Here is an 18478-nt window from a genome sequence, read left to right on the forward strand (position 1 = left end):
ACCCGCCGGCCCGAGCGACGACGGTCCACCGGCCGTCCGCCGAACCGAGCTTTTTGTCGCCCTCGCACGAACGGGGGGTATGGCAACGACGAGCTTCGACTTCGACGGCGAGACGGTCATCGTGACGGGCGGTTCCTCCGGCATCGGTCGGGCGATGGCGAAGCGGTTCGGCGAGTCCGGCGCGACGGTTGTCGTCGCCGACGTGCGCGAACAACCGAAGGACGTGGGCGAGGAGACGCCGACGCACGAGTTGGTACGCGAGATGGGCAGCGACGCCGAGTACGTCCAGACGGACGTGAGCGACCGCGACGAAGTCGAATCCGTCGTCGAGGCGGCCCGCGAGTACGGCGGCGTCGACGTGATGGTGAACAACGCCGGCCTCTTCGTCGAGGGCGACATGCTCGACCTCTCGCCCGAGGAGTTCCGCCAGGTCCACCGCGTCAACGTCGACGGCGTGTTCTTCGGCGTCCAGGCGGCGGCCACCGACATGCTCGACCGCGGCGAACCCGGCTGCATCGTCAACACGGCCTCCATCTCCTCGAACCTCGCCCAGCACGGGCAGGTGCAGTACGACTCGACGAAAGGGGCGGTGCGGATGATAACCCGCGGTGCGGCGCTCGAACTCGCCGAACACGGCATCCGCGTCAACGCCGTCGCGCCCGGCCAGATAGCGACGGAGTTCGTCGAGGGCCTCACCGAGGAGATGTACGAAGACGCCGAGAGCGGCGGCTTCCTGAAGCCGATTCCGCTCGGCCGCCCCGGCGAGCCCGAGGACATCGCCGACGCGGCTGCGTTTCTGGCGACGGAGGGGGCGAGTTACATCACCGGCGAACTGCTGCACGTCGACGGCGGCTGGCAGATCTGTTGATCGACCTCGATCGTGAACGACTCCCGCGGTCTCTGTCGCATCCGCCACGTTCAAGCCGCACCCCCGAGAGAGTCGGACAATGACACGGAGCGTCTGGTTGAAGGCCGACGACACGGTCGGCGACTGGGAGGTTCGAAAGCAGCGCATCACGACGGGACTCGAAGCGGGCGTCGACTGGGTGCTCGTCGACGAGGCCGACGTGGCCCGCGTCCGCCAACTCGGCGACGTGAAGGTAGCGGCGTTCCGCGACGACGCCGACGTCCACGTCGCCGACGCCGAGGACGAGGAGGAAGAGGAGACCGCGAAGGCCGACGCCTACATCGTCGGCAAGGACGGCGAGGGCGACGGCACCGTCGACCTCCCCTCCGACCTCTCGGGGTCGGCTGACCTGACGACGCTTCGACACAGCGACAACCGGGCGCAGGGCGCGTACGTCCGCATCCGCGGCAAGGAGTACGAGACGTTCGCCCAGGCGGCCGCCCGCGACGCCGACCACACGCTCGTCGTCGGCGAGGACTGGCAGATAATCCCCCTCGAGAACCTCATCGCGCGCATCGGCGACCAGACGGAGTTGGTCGCGGGCGTCACCTCCGCCGAGGAGGCCCGCGCGGCGTTCGAGACGCTCGAACACGGTGCCGACGGCGTGCTCCTCGACTCGGACAACCCCGACGAGATACGCGAGACGGTCGAGGTCCGCGACGCCACCGAGCGCGAGCAGCTCGACCTCCGGTGGGCCGAGGTGCAGTCGGTCGAGCGCGTCGGCATGGCCGACCGCGTCTGCGTCGACACCGGGAGCCTCCTCGAACACGACGAGGGGATGCTCGTCGGGTCGATGTCCCGCGGCCTCTTTTTCGTCCACGCCGAGACGGCCGAGTCGCCGTACGTCGCCTCCCGCCCGTTCCGCGTCAACGCCGGGGCGGTCCACGCCTACGTCCGCACGCCCGACGGCGGGACGAAGTACCTCTCGGAGCTGAAGAGCGGCGACGAGGTGCAGGTCGTCGACACCGGCGGTCGGACGCGCGAGGTCATCGTCGGCCGCGTCAAGATAGAGAAGCGGCCGATGTTCCGCGTCGAGGTGGACGTGGAGGGCGACCGCGTGGAGACGTTGCTCCAGAACGCCGAGACCATCAAAGTCCCGACGAGCGAAGGGAGAAAAGCCGTCACCGACCTCGAAGCCGGCGACGAACTGCTGCTCTACTACGAGCAGGTGGCGCGACACTTCGGCGAGGCGGTCGAAGAGAGCATCATCGAGAAGTAAGCGCGAATCGCCGTCCCCGAGCGTTAGCGGTCTATTTTCGACTCGCCGGCGGCGAGCGCGTCCTCGAACGCCGCCGTCTCTCGAACCGCGGCCAACGCGACGGGCGGGTCGGGGTTCTCGGGGTGCGGCCGCAGCGTGCGGACGAGCCACTGCACGTCGTGCCACTCGCCCAGTTTGTACCCGACGTTCTCGTAGACGCCGACCGGTTCGAAGCCCATCGCGCGGTGGAAGCCGACGCTCGCGGGGTTCGGCAGCGTCGTCCCCGCGTAGACGTTCACGTAGCCCTGCGCTTCGAGGATTCCGAACAGCGCCGCGTAGAGGCCGCGGGCGACACCGCGTCGCCGCGCGTCGTCGGCGACGTACACCGACGAATCGACCGACCACCGATAGGCGTCGCGCTTGCGATGCGTCCCAGCGTAGGCGTAACCGACGACGCGCTCGTCGCGTTCGCACACCAGCCACGGGTGCGATTCGAGCGTCGACGCGATTCGCGCTTCCACCTCCGCTTCCGTCGGCGGTGTCGTCTCGAAGGAGACGGCGGTGTCGCGGACGAACGGTTCGTATATCTGCCGGACGCCGTCGGCGTCGTCGGGTGTGGCGAGGCGTATCACGGATGCAAGGACGGGCTACTGAACCGTAATACGTTGTATGAACCCAACCCAGCCCTGAAAAAGGCCGTAAGATTCCTGGAAACGCGCGTTTCGGGCGCTATAGCCGGAACAGGCACGAAATACCACTCGCTTCCGAGTCAGTAATTTTCACCCATGTTCCATACGCAAGCTTCTTTAGGAATCCTGTGGACGAATCGGATACGCAATGGCTGTACTTTGGCTGGATGACGTACGCGCCGCCGACGTCGACACCGTCGGCGGTAAAGGGGCCTCGCTCGGCGAACTCACGTCCGCGGGGCTTCCTGTCCCGCCGGGCTTCGTCGTGACCGCCGACACCTACCGAACGTTCATCGAGGAGGCGGGTATCGACGAGGAGCTCTTCGAGGCGATGGATATCGACCCCGAAGACTCGAAGGCGCTCGCCGCGGCCCACGAGCGCGCACACGAACTCATCACGGAGACCGAACTCCCCGAAGACGTCCGCGAGGAGATTCTGGAGGCGTACCGCTCCGTCGGCGACGGCGAGGCGTTCGTCGCGGTTCGGTCGTCGGCCACCGCCGAGGACCTGCCGGACGCCTCCTTCGCCGGCCAGCAGGAGACGTTCCTCAACGTCCAAGAGGAGAAACTCGTCGAGCGCGTCAAGGAGTGCTGGGCGTCGCTGTTCTCACAGCGCGCCATCTACTACCGGACGCGACAGGGCTTCTCGCACGACAAGGTCGACATCGCCGTCGTCGTCCAGCAGATGGTCGACGCCGAGAAGAGCGGCGTGATGTTCACCTCCCACCCGTCGACGGGTGAGCCGCGCATCATCATCGAGGCGGCGTGGGGGCTCGGCGAGGCCGTCGTCTCCGGGTCGGTGTCGCCCGACAACTACGTCGTCGACCGCGACTCCGCGAGCGTCCAGGAGGAGACGCTCGCCGACAAGAAGCTGATGATGGTCAAAGACGCCGAGACGGGCGAGACGTCGACGGTGGACGTCCCCGAGGAGAAGCGCGAGGCGCGGGTGCTCACCGACGAGGAGATAGAGCGACTCGTCGAACTCGGCTGCGAGGTCGAAGACCACTACGAGACCCCGCAGGACGTGGAGTGGGCCATCTACGACGGCGAGGTGTACATGCTCCAGTCGCGGCCCATCACGACGATATCGGACGCCGACAACGGGGTCGAGGTGGCCGCAGACGGCGACGGCGTCGACGCGACGACGCTCTCGTCGAACGGCAACAGCGGCGAGAGCGAGTCGGCGTCGTCGGGCGGAGACACGCTCCTTCAGGGCCTGGGCGCGAGCCCCGGTATCGTCTCCGGCGAGGTGCGAATCGTCACCAAGCTCGACCAGCTCGACAAGGTCTCCGACGGCGACATCATCGTCACCGAGATGACGATGCCGGACATGGTGCCGGCGATGAAGCGCGCCGCCGGCATCGTCACCGACGAGGGCGGGATGACGAGTCACGCCGCCATCGTCTCGCGCGAACTCGGTGTCCCCGCCGTCGTCGGCACCGGGAGCGCGACCAGGGAGCTGTCGGACGGTCGAGTCGTCACCATCGACGGCGACAAAGGGACGATACGCGAGGGACAGCAGACGAAGAAGGAGGAACAGCACGAGCCCGTCGAGGAGATGCGCCCGAAGACGCCGGTCAAACCGATGACCGCGACGGAAGTGAAAGTCAACGTCTCCATCCCCGAGGCCGCCGAACGCGCCGCGGCGACCGGTGCCGACGGCGTCGGGCTGCTCCGGGTCGAGCACATGGTGCTGTCGCTCGGCAAGACGCCCGAGAAGTACATCGCCGACAACGGCGAGAAGGCGTACGTCGACGAGTTAGTCGAAGGGATTCGGGGCGTCGCCGACGAGTTCTACCCCCGCGCCGTCCGCGTGCGGACGCTCGACGCGCCGACCGACGAGTTCCGCCAGCTGGAGGGCGGCGACGGCGAACCGAAGGAGCACAACCCGATGCTCGGCTACCGCGGCATCCGCCGTAGCCTCGACACGCCCGAGGCGTTCGCCCACGAACTGGAGGCGTTCCGCCGCCTCTGGGAGATGGGCTACGACAACGTCGAGCTGATGCTCCCGCTGGTCAACGACGCCGAAGACGTCCACCGCGCGACGAAACTGATGCGCGAGGCGGGCATCGACCCCGAGAAGCGAACGTGGGGCGTGATGATAGAGACCCCCGCGAGCGCGCTGTCGATACGGGAGCTCGCGGAGGCGGGCATCGACTTCGCCTCCTTCGGGACGAACGACCTCACCCAGTACACCCTCGCGGTCGACCGCAACAACGAGAACGTCGCCGACCGGTTCGACGAACTCCACCCTGCCGTCTTAGAGCTCATCGGGTCGACCATCGAGACGTGCCGCGAACTCGGCGTGAAGACGAGCATCTGCGGTCAAGCCGGTTCGAAACCGCAGATGGTCCAGTTCCTCGTCAACGAGGGGATTACCTCCATCAGCGCGAACATCGACGCGGTGCGCGACGTCCAACACGAGGTCAAACGCGTCGAGCAGAAACTGATGCTCGACTCGGTTCGGTAACGCGGTTTTCCGCCGGCGAGTCGTTTTCCGCCCCTCACTACGGTTTTATGTGTGCTTGCGCCAACCTCACGATGAGTAACAGATGCCCTCTACACCGTCACCGACCCCGGACGCCGCCGCTTCGGACGGCCCCGGCGGCCCGTCAGTCCTCCACCGCGTCGTCGCGCTGCTCGTCGGCGTCGGCCTGCTCGTCGCCGCGTTCGTCGTCGGAACGATCGCCAGCCTCGTCGTCATCCTCCCGCTGTTCTTCCTCGGGTTCGGCGTCACCTCGACGGCCGTGCTCGTCTTCGGGTCGATACCCCAACAGCTGACGTTCGCCGGAATCGGGGGACTCTACGCCCGACTGCGACTCGATTCGCTGCCGATTCGACGGCCCGACGGCGCGGAGCTCCGATTCGCCGTCGGCGCGACGGTTCTCGCCGTCGTACTGGCGTCGGCGCTGTCGTACGCGCTGACGCTCACGAGTCTCGAACCGGTCGAGAGCGTCATCGGCGAGGTCGCACAGAACGACCCGACGGTGCTGCTCGCGCTCGCGGTGCTCTCCATCGTCCTGGTCGCGCCCGCCGAGGAACTGCTGTTCCGCGGTGCGATTCAGGGCCGCCTCCGAACCTCGTACGGCCCGGTCGCCGCCGTCGTGCTCGCCAGCCTCATCTTCGCTTCGCCGCACGTGTTCAACTACATCGGCAACCCCGTCGCCGTCGTCGCGACGACGGGTGTCATCTTCGTCACCGGGTCGATACTCGGCGTCGCCTACGAGCGAACCGGCAACCTCGCGGTGCCGATACTGATTCACGCCGCCTACAACACGACGCTGTTCGGCATCGCGTACGTCCAGCTCGTCGCGCTCTGAGGAGGCGACCGACGGTCCCCCCGACGCGCCGCGTCTCGCGGCCGAGCGAGAGCGGAACGGATAAACGATGGCAAAAATTACTGTCACGGCATGCAGCGCGCCGTCCCGCAGGACTTCTCCCGCGTGCTCTCCTCGATGTGCACCGAACCCCACCCCGTCGCGCGGGAGGCGGCGGTGCGTTTTCTCGCGACCAACCCCGGCGACCCCTCGACCTACCAGCGTATCGCCGAGTTGGAGGCGGAGGTGGTCTCCGGTCTCGGCGAGTTGGCGGGCCTCCCCGACGCTCACGGTTACGTCGCAAGCGGCGGCACCGAGGCCAACGTCCAGGCGGTTCGGGCGGCCCGAAACCGCGCCCGCGACGAGTGGACGACCGCACCGGAGACACCGAACGTCGTCGCCCCCGAGAGCGTCCACTTCAGTTTCCAGAAAGCCGCCGACGTGCTGGGCGTCGAACTCCGGACCGTGCCCGTCGACGACGGCTACCGCGCGGACCCCTCGGCGGTCCGCGCCGCCGTCGACTCGGAGACGGTTCTCGTCGTCGGCGTCGCGGGGACGACCGAGTACGGCCGCGTCGACCCGATTCCCGAACTCGCCGCGGCCACCCACGACGCCGGCGGCGACCGACCGTTCCTCCACGTCGACGCCGCGTGGGGCGGTTTCGCGCTCCCCTTCACCGACCACGCGTGGAACTTCGCGCACGCCGACGTGGACACGATGACCGTCGACCCGCACAAGCTGGGGCAGGCGGTCGTCCCGGCGGGCGGTTTTCTCGCCCGCGACCGCGCGGCGTTGGACGCGCTGGCGGTCGACACGCCGTATCTCGAGTCGACCTCGCAGGCGACGCTCACCGGGACGCGCAGCGGCGCGGGGGTCGCGGGCGCCGCCGCGGCGCTCGACGCGCTGTGGCCCGACGGCTACCGCGAACAGTTCGAGGAGTCGATGGCCGACGCCGAGTGGCTGGCCGCCGAGCTGGACGCCCGCGGATTCGACGTCGTCGCTCCCGAACTCCCGCTCGTCGCGTGCGAACTGCCGGAGTCGACGTTCGACGCGCTCCGCGACGCCGGATGGCGGATTTCGCGGACGGCGGCGGGCGAACTGCGCGTCGTCTGCATGCCGCACGTGACCCGCGAGATGCTCCGGCGGTTCGTCGCCGACGTCGATTCGTTCTCGCCGAAGTGAATCCGACGCGTAGCGACCACGCTGCCGACGAACCTGAAGGTTTACAACGCCGCACTTGCGAGGTTCAGGTGTGACCGCGCTGCTCCCCGCGTTCGACCTCGCACTCGCCGCTTGGCTGGATTTCTCGTGGATGGAGCGCGTCGTCGAACACGCCACCGGCTGGTTCGGCCTCGTCATCATCTTCGTCTACTCGTTTCTCATCGCGTTCGCGCTGCCCGGCGTGAGCGAGGTCGTCCTCGCCGCGCCGCTGAATCTCGGCCTCGACGATGCCGGACGGATGACGGTCATCATCCTCGTCAGCGCGACGGGGAAAGCCGCCGGGAGCGTCTTCGCGTTCCACATCGGCCAGGAGGCGAAGGACTCCGGAATCATCATGCAGTGGCTCTCGCGCCTGCCGGTCGACATCGTCGCCTGGTCCGAGAAGCAGACGATGAACATCGCGCGCAAGTGGGGGTACGGCGGTCTCGCGCTCGCGCTCTGCGTTCCGTTCTTCCCGGACACGCTCTCGATATACGCCTTCTCGATACTGGAGGAGGATTACCTGAAGTTCGCGGCGGCGACGTTCGTCGGCAGCGCCGGGCGACTGCTCGTCACGCTGGCGTTCTTCCACGGTGCCGTCGCGGTGCTGTGAACGGGAGAGTTAAACGGTAGCACCGTCTCCCGTGTACCGTGACCCGACGGACCCACCCATCGGACGCTCGCTTTGGCGACGCTCCCGCGATGCGCATGCGACGCTTCTAGCGCCGGGTGGACCCGTCAGTTCGTCCGTCGGTCGGTAACGCGACCGACGAACGTTCGCCGCGAAACTCGGTCGTTCCGTTCTCCCCTCCGAGCGACGCACCGCGTCGCCCCGGAGCGACGTACCGGAGCCGATTACCACGAACCAGCGGGCTTTAGGCCCGCATTCACGATACCACACACATGAGTCACGAGCAGTTCCCCACGGACCGACCAGCGGTGGTGACCTGCGGGTTGCCGTACGCGAACGGCGACCTGCACGTCGGCCACCTCCGAACGTACGTCGGCGGCGACGTCTACTCGCGCGCCCTACGAAAACTCGGCCAGCAGACGGCCTTCGTCTCGGGGTCTGACATGCACGGAACGCCCGTCGCGGTCAACGCCGAGAAGGAGGGCGTCACCCCCGAGGAGTTCGCCCTCGGGTGGCACGAGACGTACGAGGAGACGTTCCCGAAGTTCAACGTCGAGTTCGACAACTACGGCCACACCCACGACGAGACGAACACCGAACTGACGAAGGAGTTCGTCCGCACGCTCGACGAGAACGGCCACGTCTACGAGAAGACCATCATGGTCGCCTACGACCCCGAGGAGGACCAGTACCTCCCGGACCGCTACGTCGAGGGCGAGTGCCCGTACTGCGGGGCGAAAGCCCGCGGCGACGAGTGCGACGAGGGCTGCCAGCGCCACCTCGAACCCGGCGAGATCGTCGACCCGGTCAGCACCATCACGGGCAACCCCGCCGAGTACCGCGAGCGGACGCACAAGTTCTTCCGCGTCTCGGAGTTCCAGGAGTATCTTCAGGAGTTCATCGACCGCCTCGAAGGCACCTCGAACGCCCAGAACCAGCCCCGCGAGTGGATCGAGGGCGAACTCCAGGACTGGTGTATCACCCGCGACATGGACTGGGGCATCGACTACCCCGGCGAGGAAGACGACGGAACTGAAGAGTTGGTGCTCTACGTCTGGGTCGACGCGCCCATCGAGTACGTCTCTTCGACGAAGCAGTACACAGAGCGCGTCGGAAGCGACGAGTACGACTGGGAAGAAGTGTGGCAAAACGAGGGCGACATCGTCCACGTCATCGGGCGCGACATCATCCAGCACCACACCGTGTTTTGGCCGGCGATGCTCCGCGGCGTCGACTACGAGGAACCGCGCGCCGTCATGGCCAGCGGGTTCGTCACCCTCGGCGGCAAAGGCTTCTCCACCTCCCGGAATCGGGCGGTGTGGGCCGACGAGTATCTCGCCGAGGGGTTCGACCCCGACCTCCTGCGCTACTATCTCGCCACCAACGGCGGCTTCCAGCAGGACGTCGACTTCTCGTGGTCGAAGTTCCAGGAGCGCGTCAACGGCGAACTCGTCGGCACCGTCGGCAACTTCCTCTACCGGTCGCTGCTGTTCGCGTACCGGAACTACGAGGGAACGCCCGAGGCCGACGTCTCCGAGGAGGTACAGAACCGTATCGAAGGCGCGATTCGCGAGTTCGGCGAGGCCGTCAACGACTACTCCGTCAGGAGAGCCGGTCTCGCGACCGTCGAACTCGCACGCTTCGGCAACGAGTACATCCAGCGCAACGAACCGTGGAAGCTCACGGACGAGGAACCCGAGAAGGCGGCGCAGGTCATCCGCGACTGCGTCCAGATCGCGAAGGCCGTCGCCGTGCTCTTCGAACCGGTCGCACCCGGCAAGTCCGAGCGACTCTGGGAGGCCCTCGGCGAGGCGGGCTCCGTCCACGACGTGGAAGTACACGCCGCGCTCGACGCGCCGCCGGCGTCGTTCGACGAACCGACCGAGCTGTTCGAGAAGATAGAGGACGAGCGCGTCGAGGAACTGAACGAGAAGCTCGACGAGCGGGTCGCGGCGGCGACCGAGAGCGAGGCGGACGACGGTGACGAGACCGAAACCGAAAAGGAGGAGTCGGAGACGGACGCCGACTCGGACGTGAGCGACCTCGAACCCATCTCCGAAGATAGAATCAGTTTCGACGAGTTCCAGGCGCTCGACCTTCGTGTCGGCGAAATCGTCTCGGCGGAGGGCGTCGACGGCGCGGACAAGCTGGCGAAGCTCGAGGTCGACATCGGCCACGAGGTCCGTCAGATCGTCGCCGGTATCAAACAGCTCCACGACCTCGACTCGCTCGTCGGCGAGCGCGTCGTCGTCGTCGCCAACCTCGAGAAGGCCGAACTGTTCGGCGTCGAGTCCAACGGGATGCTGCTGGCCGCGGGCGAACAGGCCGACATCCTGACGACCCACGGCGACTCGGTTCCGGGGACGAAAGTCCGGTAACCGCGACGCGGCGTCTTTCTCAGCCGTTCCGGTCCGGTCGGACGAGTACGCCTGCGAGCAGCAACAACGCCCCGATAGCGACGACGAACAGCGCCGTGACGAGTCCGTTCTCGGAGTCGAACTCGGCGAGGACGAGCGCCGCAGACAGCGCAGCGAACGCGACTATCGCCGACCGCGTGGCGAGGCGACTGGGTCCGTCGGTCGCCGCCGATTGGCCTCTGAATCGATCGACGCCGCTCCGGAGGAGGACGACAGTCGGGAGCAGACAGCCGACGACGACGGCGAGGTGAACGGCGACGACGCCGATACTGTCGAGCGTCGGGACGGGGGCGGTGCTGCCGACGGCGTACAGTCCGAGTAGCGAGAGCAGTGCGAGCGCGAGCGTCCGCTCGATGCGGTGATCGGAGGGAAGCGGGAGCGAGGGCTGTTCGGACATCGTCCGCTGATTCTCGCTCGCTGACAATAAAAGTAAGTGGGGCGACCCGTTTAGCTCTCCCGCCGGAACTCGTCGACGAGTTGCACGTAGTCGTCGGTTACAACTTCTATCTGGTTCGCGTCGAGCGTCAGCGACTCCTCGTCTGGCGCAGCGGAGTCGGCCATGTCCGCCTCGACGCCGGTGTACGGTTTGACAACCGCCCGGTCGTTTTCGACGGCGTTGACGCGTCCGATTTCGTCGCCGTCGGGCGTGACGACGGGTTTACCGACCGCTTCCTCGGTGACGTGTTCCATAGCACAAAACCGTGCGACGGCGAGCGAGTTATAGCTCCGGTCGGGACGAAAAGCTTGGGGCCGAACCGCCGGCCGTTCGTCCCGTTCGACCCTCACAATCGTTCACTCGGTGGCGAGTTTCATCGTCGGGGTTTTTTAGCCGGACGGCTGTATCGCCACGTATGAGAAACGCCAAAATCGTCTGCACGCTGGGTCCGGCGTCGGACGACCGAGGGACGATTCGGGGACTCGCCGACGCGGGGATGTCCGTCGCGCGACTGAACGCGAGCCACGGCACGACGGACCACCGCGCGACCGTCGTCGACCGCATCCAGGCCGTCGACGAGGCGACCGAGGACCCGCTCGCGGCGATGGTCGACCTCCAGGGTCCGGAGGTCCGCACCGCCCCGCTGGACGAACCGATCACGCTCGAAACCGGCTACGAGGTACACTTCTTCGAGGGCGACACCGCGACGCCCGAGAGAGTCGGTCTCTCGTTGCCCATCGACGCCGCCGAGCCGGGCGACACCATCCTTCTCGACGACGGTCGAATCGAGGCGACGATCGTGCGCGTCGTCGACGACGGCGTCGTCGCGCGCATCGACTCCGGCGGGAAGCTCGGCGGCCGGAAGGGCGTGAACGTCCCGGGCGTCGACCTCGACATCGACCTCATCACCGAGAAGGACCGACGGGAGATAGAACTCGCCGCCGACAAGGACGCCGACTTCGTGGCGGCGAGTTTCGTCCGCGACGCCTCCGACGTGTACGCCATCAGCGACGCCATCGAGGAGGCGGGCGGCGACATCCCCGTCATCGCCAAAATCGAGCGGGCGGGCGCGGTCGAGAACCTCGACGGCATCATCGACGCCGCCTACGGCGTGATGGTCGCCCGCGGCGACCTCGGCGTCGAGTGTCCGCTCGAAGACGTGCCGATGATACAGAAGCGCATCATCAGCAAGTGTCACGCCGACGGCGTCCCCGTCATCACCGCGACGGAGATGCTCGACTCGATGGTCCACGCGCGGCGACCGACCCGCGCGGAGGCCTCCGACGTCGCGAACGCCGTCCTCGACGGCACCGACGCCGTCATGCTCTCGGGCGAGACGGCCATCGGCGACCACCCGATTCGCGTCGTCGAGACGATGGACCGTATCGTCCGTCAGATCGAGTCGAGCGAGGAGTACGACGAGACCCAGGAGCAGCGCGTCCCCACGGCGACCGAGGAGTCTCGCACCGAGGCGCTGGCCCGCTCGGCTCGCTACCTCGCCCGCGACATCGGCGCGGCGGCCATCGTCGCCGCCTCCGAGTCCGGCTACACCGCGCGGAAGACGGCGAAGTTCCGACCCGGGGTGCCGGTTATCGCGACGACGCCGAACGACCGCGTTCGCCGCCAGCTATCGCTGTCGTGGGGCGTCAGCGCTCAGTACGCCGACTACCGCGAGAGCGCCGAAGAAGTGATGCAGGGCGGCGTCAACGCCGCCCTCGAATCGGGCGTCGCCGAGAGCGGCGACACGCTCGTCGTCCTCTCGGGGATGATGACCGAACTGGAGGAGACGAACACGACCAACATGTTGAAAGTCCACGTCGCCGCCGAGGCCATCACGACCGGCCGCAGCGTCGTCGGCGGACGCGTCTCCGGGCCGGTCGTCCGGTCGGCCGACGGCGACCTGACGGAACTGCCCGAGGGTACGCTGCTGGCGCTCGACGCCGGGTTCGACGGCGAGTTCACCGGCGACGTGAACAAACTCGGAGGCATCGTCGACGCACGCGAGGGGATGACCGGCTACCCGGCGCTCGTCGCCCGAGAAATCGACATCCCGATGATAAGCGGCGCGTCGCTCCCCGAGGACTTCGACGACGGGACGCTCGTCACGCTCGACGCCGAGCGCGGCATCGTCTACGACGGTAACGTCATCCGGCACGAGGCGAAACGATAAGCCGAGCCTCGTCGTGGACCGGTCGCTCCTCGCACCGGCGGCAGACATTTCAGCGACCGTTTCCTACGTCACGTATGCGCGATTCTCACACCGGGGGGCGAGACGAGAACGAGGCCGACGACGGCGAGTCCGAGTGGCGGTTCGGCATCGACGACGTCGGCGAGGACGCCGACGCGGACGACGGAGAGAGCGAGACGCGGACACAGCGACGCGAGCTACCGCCGCTGGAACCGGAGTCGCCGTCGCTGGAGAACAGTTTGTTCGTACTCGTCGGCGTCGTCGGGACGCTGGTGTTCATCTTCAGCGTACTGTAACCGAGAGCCGAAGCGTTAATCATCCGACGTACTTAGGTCAGCTATGGCACGCCCGCGTCTCGCACACGTACTCCTACAACTGGACATCGGTCCCGACGCCCTCCCGCTGCTGCTCGTGATGGCCGGCCTCGGCCTCTCCATCTTGGAAGCGTTGGCCCCCGGTGCGAACTTCGTCATCGTCGGTATCGCACTGCTGGCGGCCGGACTGGTCGGACTGTTCCTGCCCGCACTGGCGAGTCCGCTCCTCTTGGGGATTCTCGTCCTCGTCTTCGGTGCGCTCTCGTTTTACGTCTACCGTGAGTTCGACTTCTACGGCGGGAAGGGAACCGCCCAGACCTCCGACTCGGACGCGCTGAAAGGCAAGACCGGGCGCGTCACCGAGCGCGTGACGAAGTCGGAGGGACAGATAAAGGTCGCCGGCGGCGGATTCAACCCCTACTACGCGGCCCGGTCGTACCACGGCGAGATTCCCGAGGGAACCGAGGTGATGGTCGTCGACCCCGGCGGCGGCAACGTCGTGATGGTCGAGTCGTTCGACATCGTCGAAGACGAAATCGACCGGGAACTGGCGAAAGGGCGACGCGAACGCGAGGCGGCCGCGGACGAGGTCATCGAACGCGAGCAGGAGCGCGAAGAGGAGACCGAACGGGCCTGAGCGGCTCGCGGACTCCGGGCGAACCGAGAAACCGGGAGACGGTTCGGCGGACAGACCGGGGAAGTTGAGGAAAACCTTATCAATCAAACATACAAAGGTCCAGTTATGGACCCCGTCCTGTTACAGACTGGCCTGGGAATACCCATCCTCTTCGTAGGTGTGCTATTCCTCTTGCTGGCAGTCCTCGTAGTGTTCCAATCCGTCGAAATCGTTCAGGCGTACGAGAAACGCGCGCTGACGGTGTTCGGCGAGTACCGCAAACTGCTCGAACCGGGTATCAACTTCATCCCGCCGTTCGTCTCGCGGACGTACCGCTTCGACATGCGGACGCAGACGTTAGACGTCCCGCGACAGGAAGCTATCACGCGCGACAACTCGCCGGTGACCGCCGACGCCGTCGTCTACATCAAAGTGATGGACGCCAAGAAGGCGTTCCTCGAAGTCGAGGATTACAAGACCGCCGTCTCGAACCTCGCACAGACGACGCTCCGCGCCGTCCTCGGCGACATGGAGCTCGACGACACGCTCAACAAGCGCCAAGAGATCAACGCGCGCATCCGCAAGGAGCTCGACGAACCCACCGACGAGTGGGGTATCCGCGTCGAATCCGTCGAGGTGCGCGAAGTGAACCCGAGCGCCGACGTCCAGCAGGCGATGGAGCAGCAGACCTCCGCCGAGCGTCGTCGCCGCGCGATGATTCTCGAAGCCCAGGGTGAGCGGCGCAGCGCCGTCGAGAGCGCCGAGGGTGAGAAGCAGTCGAACATCATCCGCGCGCAGGGTGAGAAGCAGAGTCAGATTCTCGAAGCGCAGGGTGACGCCATCTCGACGGTGCTCCGCGCGAAATCCGCCGAGTCGATGGGCGAACGCGCCGTCATCGACAAGGGGATGGAGACGCTCGCCGACATCGGTTCCAGCGAGTCGACGACGTTCATCCTCCCGCAGGAGCTCACCTCGCTGGTCGGCCGCTACGGCAAGCAGCTGACCGGCAGCGACGTCCAAGAGCAGGCCGGCCTCGACAGTCTCGACTTCGACGAGGAGACTCGTGAGATGCTCGGCCTCGACGACATCGAGGAGATTCTCGGTCAGATCGACCAGGCTGCCGAGATGGACGTCCAGCAGCTCGAACAGGAGGCGCAGGCGGTGAAAGCCGGCGACGCCGGCGACATCAAGAGCGCCGACGAGGTGATTCAGGAGGCTAACGCCGAAGACGAGGCCGACATCAAGGACGCCGACGAGGTCATCGAGGAGACCGACGGTCCGTCAGGCGACGCCCGCGCCGCCGACGGCGACGCCGCCGACGCGAAATCCGCCGAGACGAGCGACGAGGCGGACGAAGAAGAGATGGAGTTCGACCGAGAACTCCAGTAAACGAAGCGTTTTTGTCCTCCACACCCCGAACTGGGGTAGATGTCCGACCGGGTAGACGAAGAGAAACGAGCGACGCTCCGACGGTTCGCCGCACTCGGCGCGGCCGTCCCGTTCGCTCGCCTCGACGAAACCGACGACGAGTCGCGCAGCGACGTCCGCGATGCCATCGTCGGCTATCTGTCGACGACTCCCGGCGCTCACTTCTCGAAAGTCCGAGACGACCTCCGTCTCGGAACCGGCGAGACGCAGCACCACCTCGACAAACTGCTCTCGGAAGGTGTCGTCCTCTCGCGGCGCGACGGTGACTACCGCCGGTTCTTCCCGGCTCAGCGGTTCTCCGAGTTCGAACAGGTCGCACTCGGCTACCTCCGCCGCGACACGCCGCGAAAGATGCTCCTCGAACTGCTCCGTGACCCCGACGCGACGGGCGTCCAACTCGCGGACGCCGCCGACGTCTCCACGGCGACGGTGAGTTCGTACAGAAAGCAGTTGGAGGGCGCGGGTCTACTCGCGGCGGAGAGCGGCCTCAGCGTCGAACGACCGGAGACGCTCATCATGCTGCTCGTGCGGTACGCCGACTCCTTCGGGGCCGAGACCATCGCATTTGCGAACGAGGCCTACGAACTCGTGGAGTACAACGCGTAGCGGCGGTCGGTTTTCGAGACGGGCGTCTCTGCTTCCGTGTCGTCCAAAAATACCGTCCGAAAAGAGCGAGTGCCCGGAGGGGGGGAGGGCCGCCGTCAGCGGGGGTCGTCAGTTACAGGCTCACTTTCCACGTCGTCCCCGACGAGTAGCCCCACTTTTCGACCGTCACGTCGAAGTCCCCGTCGAGGATCGCGGTCATGTTCGCGCCGACTTCCTTCGCGCTCAGTCCCAGCTCCTCGGCGATGAGTCGCGATTTGAAGTACGTCTGCGTCGCCGCGTGGGTGCGAAGGTACCTGAGGATTCGTTGCTGCTTATCACTGAGCTCGGTGGCCGTGGTGACGCTCATATCACTGCCGTGGTGATTGGCACTAATATGGCATTTGGTACGCGAGGTTAATGTACTCACGTCTTTCGATTTACAATCGTAAAGCGAGCGTAATCGGTGGGTTCGAGCGCGGCGTGGTACGAAGGTCTAATAGTAAATATTTCGTGACTGTAAGCACCAAACTACGTTCTAGTAAGGCTGTATTTACGACCGCAAATCCGCGGTAATCTCGCATTACGTCCCGAATTCGAGGCGGTTCGAGCGACACGCGGCTGTCAACGGCGAACAAATACTCAAACTACAATTCCATCAGTCCTGAGAGTCAGAAGCTTCTTAGCCACTGTCGATGCATAGAGAGACAATGGACCGTCCGGTCGAGGTCAGCGTCGTTCTTCCTGCGTACAACGAGGAACATACGATAGAGGAGACGGTGCGGACCACGCTTGAGACACTTGCAGCGTTTCTCCCCCACGATGCCGTCGAGGTCATCGTCGCAGAGGACGGGTGCGACGACCGCACCCCGGAGATCGCCGACCAGTTGGCCGCCGAGGACAGCCGAGTTCGCCACTTCCACTCGGACGAGCGACTCGGACGAGGCGGCGCGTTAGAGCGAGCCTTCGAGGCCGCCAACGGCGAGACGTTGGTCTACTTCGACACCGACCTCGCCACCGACATGCGCCACCTCGAAGAACTGGTCGAACGCGTCCGTACCGACGGGTACGACGTGGCCACCGGTTCGCGGTGGATGCCCGACAACGTCGCCGACCGCCCCGTCAAGCGGGGCGTCCCGAGTCAGGCGTACAACGGGTTAGTTCGACTGTTCCTGCGCTCGGAGCTTCGAGACCACCAGTGCGGCTTCAAAGCGATGAGCCGCGAAGCGTTCTACCTGCTGAAAGACGACATCAAGGACAACCACTGGTTCTGGGACACCGAACTGCTGGTTCGCGCGCAGCGGAGCGGCCTCCGAGTCGCGGAGTTCTCCGTCGACTGGGAACCGAAAGGCGACACGAAAGTCGACCTCGTCCGCGACATCTTCGGGATGGGTAGTCAGATCGGACGCACCTGGTGGGAGCTCTCGGTTCGCCCGCGAATCGACCGCCGGGTGACGATGGCCGCGGGAATCGCGCTCACGCTCGTCGCGCTCGCGCTCATGACCGTCTATCTCGACCCGCAGGAGGTGCTCGACGTGATGGGCGCGGCGGACCCCGCACTCGTGCTGTTGGCGGCCGTCGTCTACCTCGTCTCGTGGCCAATCCGCGGGCTCCGCTACCGCGACATCCTCGCGGAACTCGGCTTCCGCGAGAAGACGGGCTTTCTGACCGGTGCCATCTTCATCAGCCAGACCGGTAACCTCGTCTTCCCCGCTCGCGCCGGCGACGCCGTCCGCGCGTACGTCGTGAAGGCGCGGCGCGGTATCCCCTACCCGTCCGGATTCGCGTCGTTGGCCGCCGAACGCGTCTTCGACCTGCTCACCATCACCGTCCTCGCCGGGACGGTGCTTCTGGGTCTGGTCGCCACCGGGAACACGTCGGCGCTCGTCGAGGGCCTGCTCGGCACCGGCGGCGGAGAGGTCGGTGCCGGCAACCGGCAGGCGGGTCGGACGGCGGCCGTCGTCGCCGCGAGCGTCGGCCTCGCGGCGATACTCGCCGTCGTGGGTATCGTCGCCAGCGCCCGCTCGGACCGCAACCTCGTCCGGAGGACGCTCGGGCGGTTCTCCTCGGACTCGTACGCCGACTACGTCGCGGGCATCATCGAACAGTTCGTCGTCGACCTGCAGCGGACCGCCGGTCGCCGCGACGCGTTCGCCCGCGTCGGCGTCAGCAGCCTCGCTATCTGGGTGCTCGACGTCGTGACCGCGATTCTCGTGCTCGTCGCGCTCGGCGCGAACGCCGAGATGTCGGTCGTGACGCTCGTGGCGGTGAGTTTCTTCGCCGTCAGCGTCGGCAACCTCGCGAAGGTGCTCCCGCTGTCGCCCGGCGGTATCGGTCTCTACGAGGGCGCGTTCACCATCCTCGTGGTCGCGCTCAGCCCGGTCTCGGCCACCGTCGCCGTCGGTGCGGCGATTCTCGACCACGCGGTGAAGAACGTCGTCACCATCCTCGGCGGCGTCGCGTCGATGCTGGCGCTCAACGTCTCGCTGACCAAGGCGGTCGAAGAGAGCGCCAACGCCCGCGAACAGACCGAGCCGATAGAGTCGGACTGAGCG

At 66.4% G+C, this 18478-nt stretch carries 17 protein-coding genes; 13 read left to right on the top strand and 4 right to left on the bottom strand.

Going from position 1 to position 18478, the window contains the following annotated elements; all coding sequences use genetic code 11:
* Positions 1-79 precede the first annotated feature (79 nt).
* Positions 80-868, top strand: a complete 789-nt coding sequence (locus DV709_RS05085; protein WP_117592287.1) for an SDR family NAD(P)-dependent oxidoreductase — start codon at positions 80-82, stop codon at positions 866-868.
* A 79-nt stretch (positions 869-947) separates the two neighbouring features.
* The gene (locus DV709_RS05090; protein ID WP_117592289.1) at positions 948-2126 is read left to right on the top strand and encodes a 3-dehydroquinate synthase II; all 1179 of its coding nucleotides are present in this window, start codon (positions 948-950) and stop codon (positions 2124-2126) included.
* Between the two features lie 23 nt (positions 2127-2149).
* Here DV709_RS05090 and DV709_RS05095 read toward each other — a convergent pair whose 3' ends face one another.
* The gene (locus DV709_RS05095) at positions 2150-2737 is read right to left on the bottom strand and encodes an arsinothricin resistance N-acetyltransferase ArsN1 family B (RefSeq protein WP_117592290.1); all 588 of its coding nucleotides are present in this window, start codon (positions 2735-2737) and stop codon (positions 2150-2152) included.
* A gap of 205 nt (positions 2738-2942) precedes the next feature.
* Between DV709_RS05095 and ppsA the strand changes: the two genes are divergently transcribed.
* From ppsA to metG, 5 genes are all read left to right on the top strand, one after another.
* On the top strand, positions 2943-5264 hold the full coding sequence (ppsA, locus tag DV709_RS05100) for a phosphoenolpyruvate synthase (protein WP_117592292.1): 2322 nt from the start codon (positions 2943-2945) through the stop codon (positions 5262-5264).
* 82 nt (positions 5265-5346) lie between these two features.
* Positions 5347-6114 (top strand): CPBP family intramembrane glutamic endopeptidase, encoded by a 768-nt coding sequence (locus DV709_RS05105; RefSeq protein WP_117592294.1) that lies wholly within the window; start codon positions 5347-5349, stop codon positions 6112-6114.
* A 90-nt stretch (positions 6115-6204) separates the two neighbouring features.
* Complete coding sequence (gene mfnA / locus DV709_RS05110; RefSeq protein WP_117592296.1) at positions 6205-7293, top strand: tyrosine decarboxylase MfnA; 1089 nt, start codon at positions 6205-6207, stop codon at positions 7291-7293.
* Between the two features lie 130 nt (positions 7294-7423).
* Positions 7424-7924, top strand: coding sequence for a YqaA family protein (locus DV709_RS05115; RefSeq protein WP_117594118.1), 501 nt, complete (start codon positions 7424-7426; stop codon positions 7922-7924).
* Positions 7925-8214: 290 nt separating this feature from the next.
* Positions 8215-10320: a methionine--tRNA ligase gene (gene metG / locus DV709_RS05120; RefSeq protein ID WP_117592298.1), complete on the top strand. Its 2106-nt coding sequence runs from the start codon at positions 8215-8217 to the stop codon at positions 10318-10320.
* Positions 10321-10339: 19 nt separating this feature from the next.
* On the opposite strand, the gene DV709_RS05125 is transcribed toward metG, so the two are convergent.
* Positions 10340-10756 carry a hypothetical protein gene (locus tag DV709_RS05125; protein WP_117592300.1) on the bottom strand — a complete coding sequence of 139 codons (417 nt, stop codon included), beginning with the start codon at positions 10754-10756 and terminating at the stop codon, positions 10340-10342.
* Between the two features lie 50 nt (positions 10757-10806).
* Entirely contained in the window at positions 10807-11049 is a 243-nt protein-coding gene (locus DV709_RS05130; RefSeq protein WP_117592301.1) for a hypothetical protein, read from the bottom strand.
* A 161-nt stretch (positions 11050-11210) separates the two neighbouring features.
* Between DV709_RS05130 and pyk the strand changes: the two genes are divergently transcribed.
* The 5 genes from pyk (at position 11211) to DV709_RS05155 (ending at position 15947) form a co-directional block, all read left to right on the top strand.
* A complete protein-coding gene (pyk, locus tag DV709_RS05135; RefSeq protein ID WP_117592303.1) occupies positions 11211-12965 on the top strand; it encodes a pyruvate kinase in 1755 nt (584 codons plus the stop codon).
* Between the two features lie 74 nt (positions 12966-13039).
* The gene (locus tag DV709_RS05140) at positions 13040-13279 is read left to right on the top strand and encodes a DUF7312 domain-containing protein (protein ID WP_117592305.1); all 240 of its coding nucleotides are present in this window, start codon (positions 13040-13042) and stop codon (positions 13277-13279) included.
* 43 nt (positions 13280-13322) lie between these two features.
* On the top strand, positions 13323-13934 hold the full coding sequence (locus tag DV709_RS05145) for an NfeD family protein (RefSeq protein WP_117592307.1): 612 nt from the start codon (positions 13323-13325) through the stop codon (positions 13932-13934).
* Between the two features lie 105 nt (positions 13935-14039).
* Entirely contained in the window at positions 14040-15302 is a 1263-nt protein-coding gene (locus tag DV709_RS05150; RefSeq protein ID WP_117592308.1) for an SPFH domain-containing protein, read from the top strand.
* Positions 15303-15341: 39 nt separating this feature from the next.
* The gene (locus tag DV709_RS05155; RefSeq protein WP_117592310.1) at positions 15342-15947 is read left to right on the top strand and encodes a winged helix-turn-helix transcriptional regulator; all 606 of its coding nucleotides are present in this window, start codon (positions 15342-15344) and stop codon (positions 15945-15947) included.
* 112 nt (positions 15948-16059) lie between these two features.
* Here DV709_RS05155 and DV709_RS05160 read toward each other — a convergent pair whose 3' ends face one another.
* On the bottom strand, positions 16060-16293 hold the full coding sequence (locus DV709_RS05160; RefSeq protein WP_117592312.1) for a DUF7123 family protein: 234 nt from the start codon (positions 16291-16293) through the stop codon (positions 16060-16062).
* A gap of 325 nt (positions 16294-16618) precedes the next feature.
* Here DV709_RS05160 and DV709_RS05165 point away from each other — a divergent pair, with 325 nt between their 5' ends.
* On the top strand, positions 16619-18475 hold the full coding sequence (locus DV709_RS05165; protein WP_117592313.1) for a flippase-like domain-containing protein: 1857 nt from the start codon (positions 16619-16621) through the stop codon (positions 18473-18475).
* Positions 18476-18478: the final 3 nt, after the last annotated feature.

It is taken from the genome of Haloprofundus halophilus (genome assembly GCF_003439925.1).
GTDB lineage: Archaea > Halobacteriota > Halobacteria > Halobacteriales > Haloferacaceae > Haloprofundus > Haloprofundus halophilus.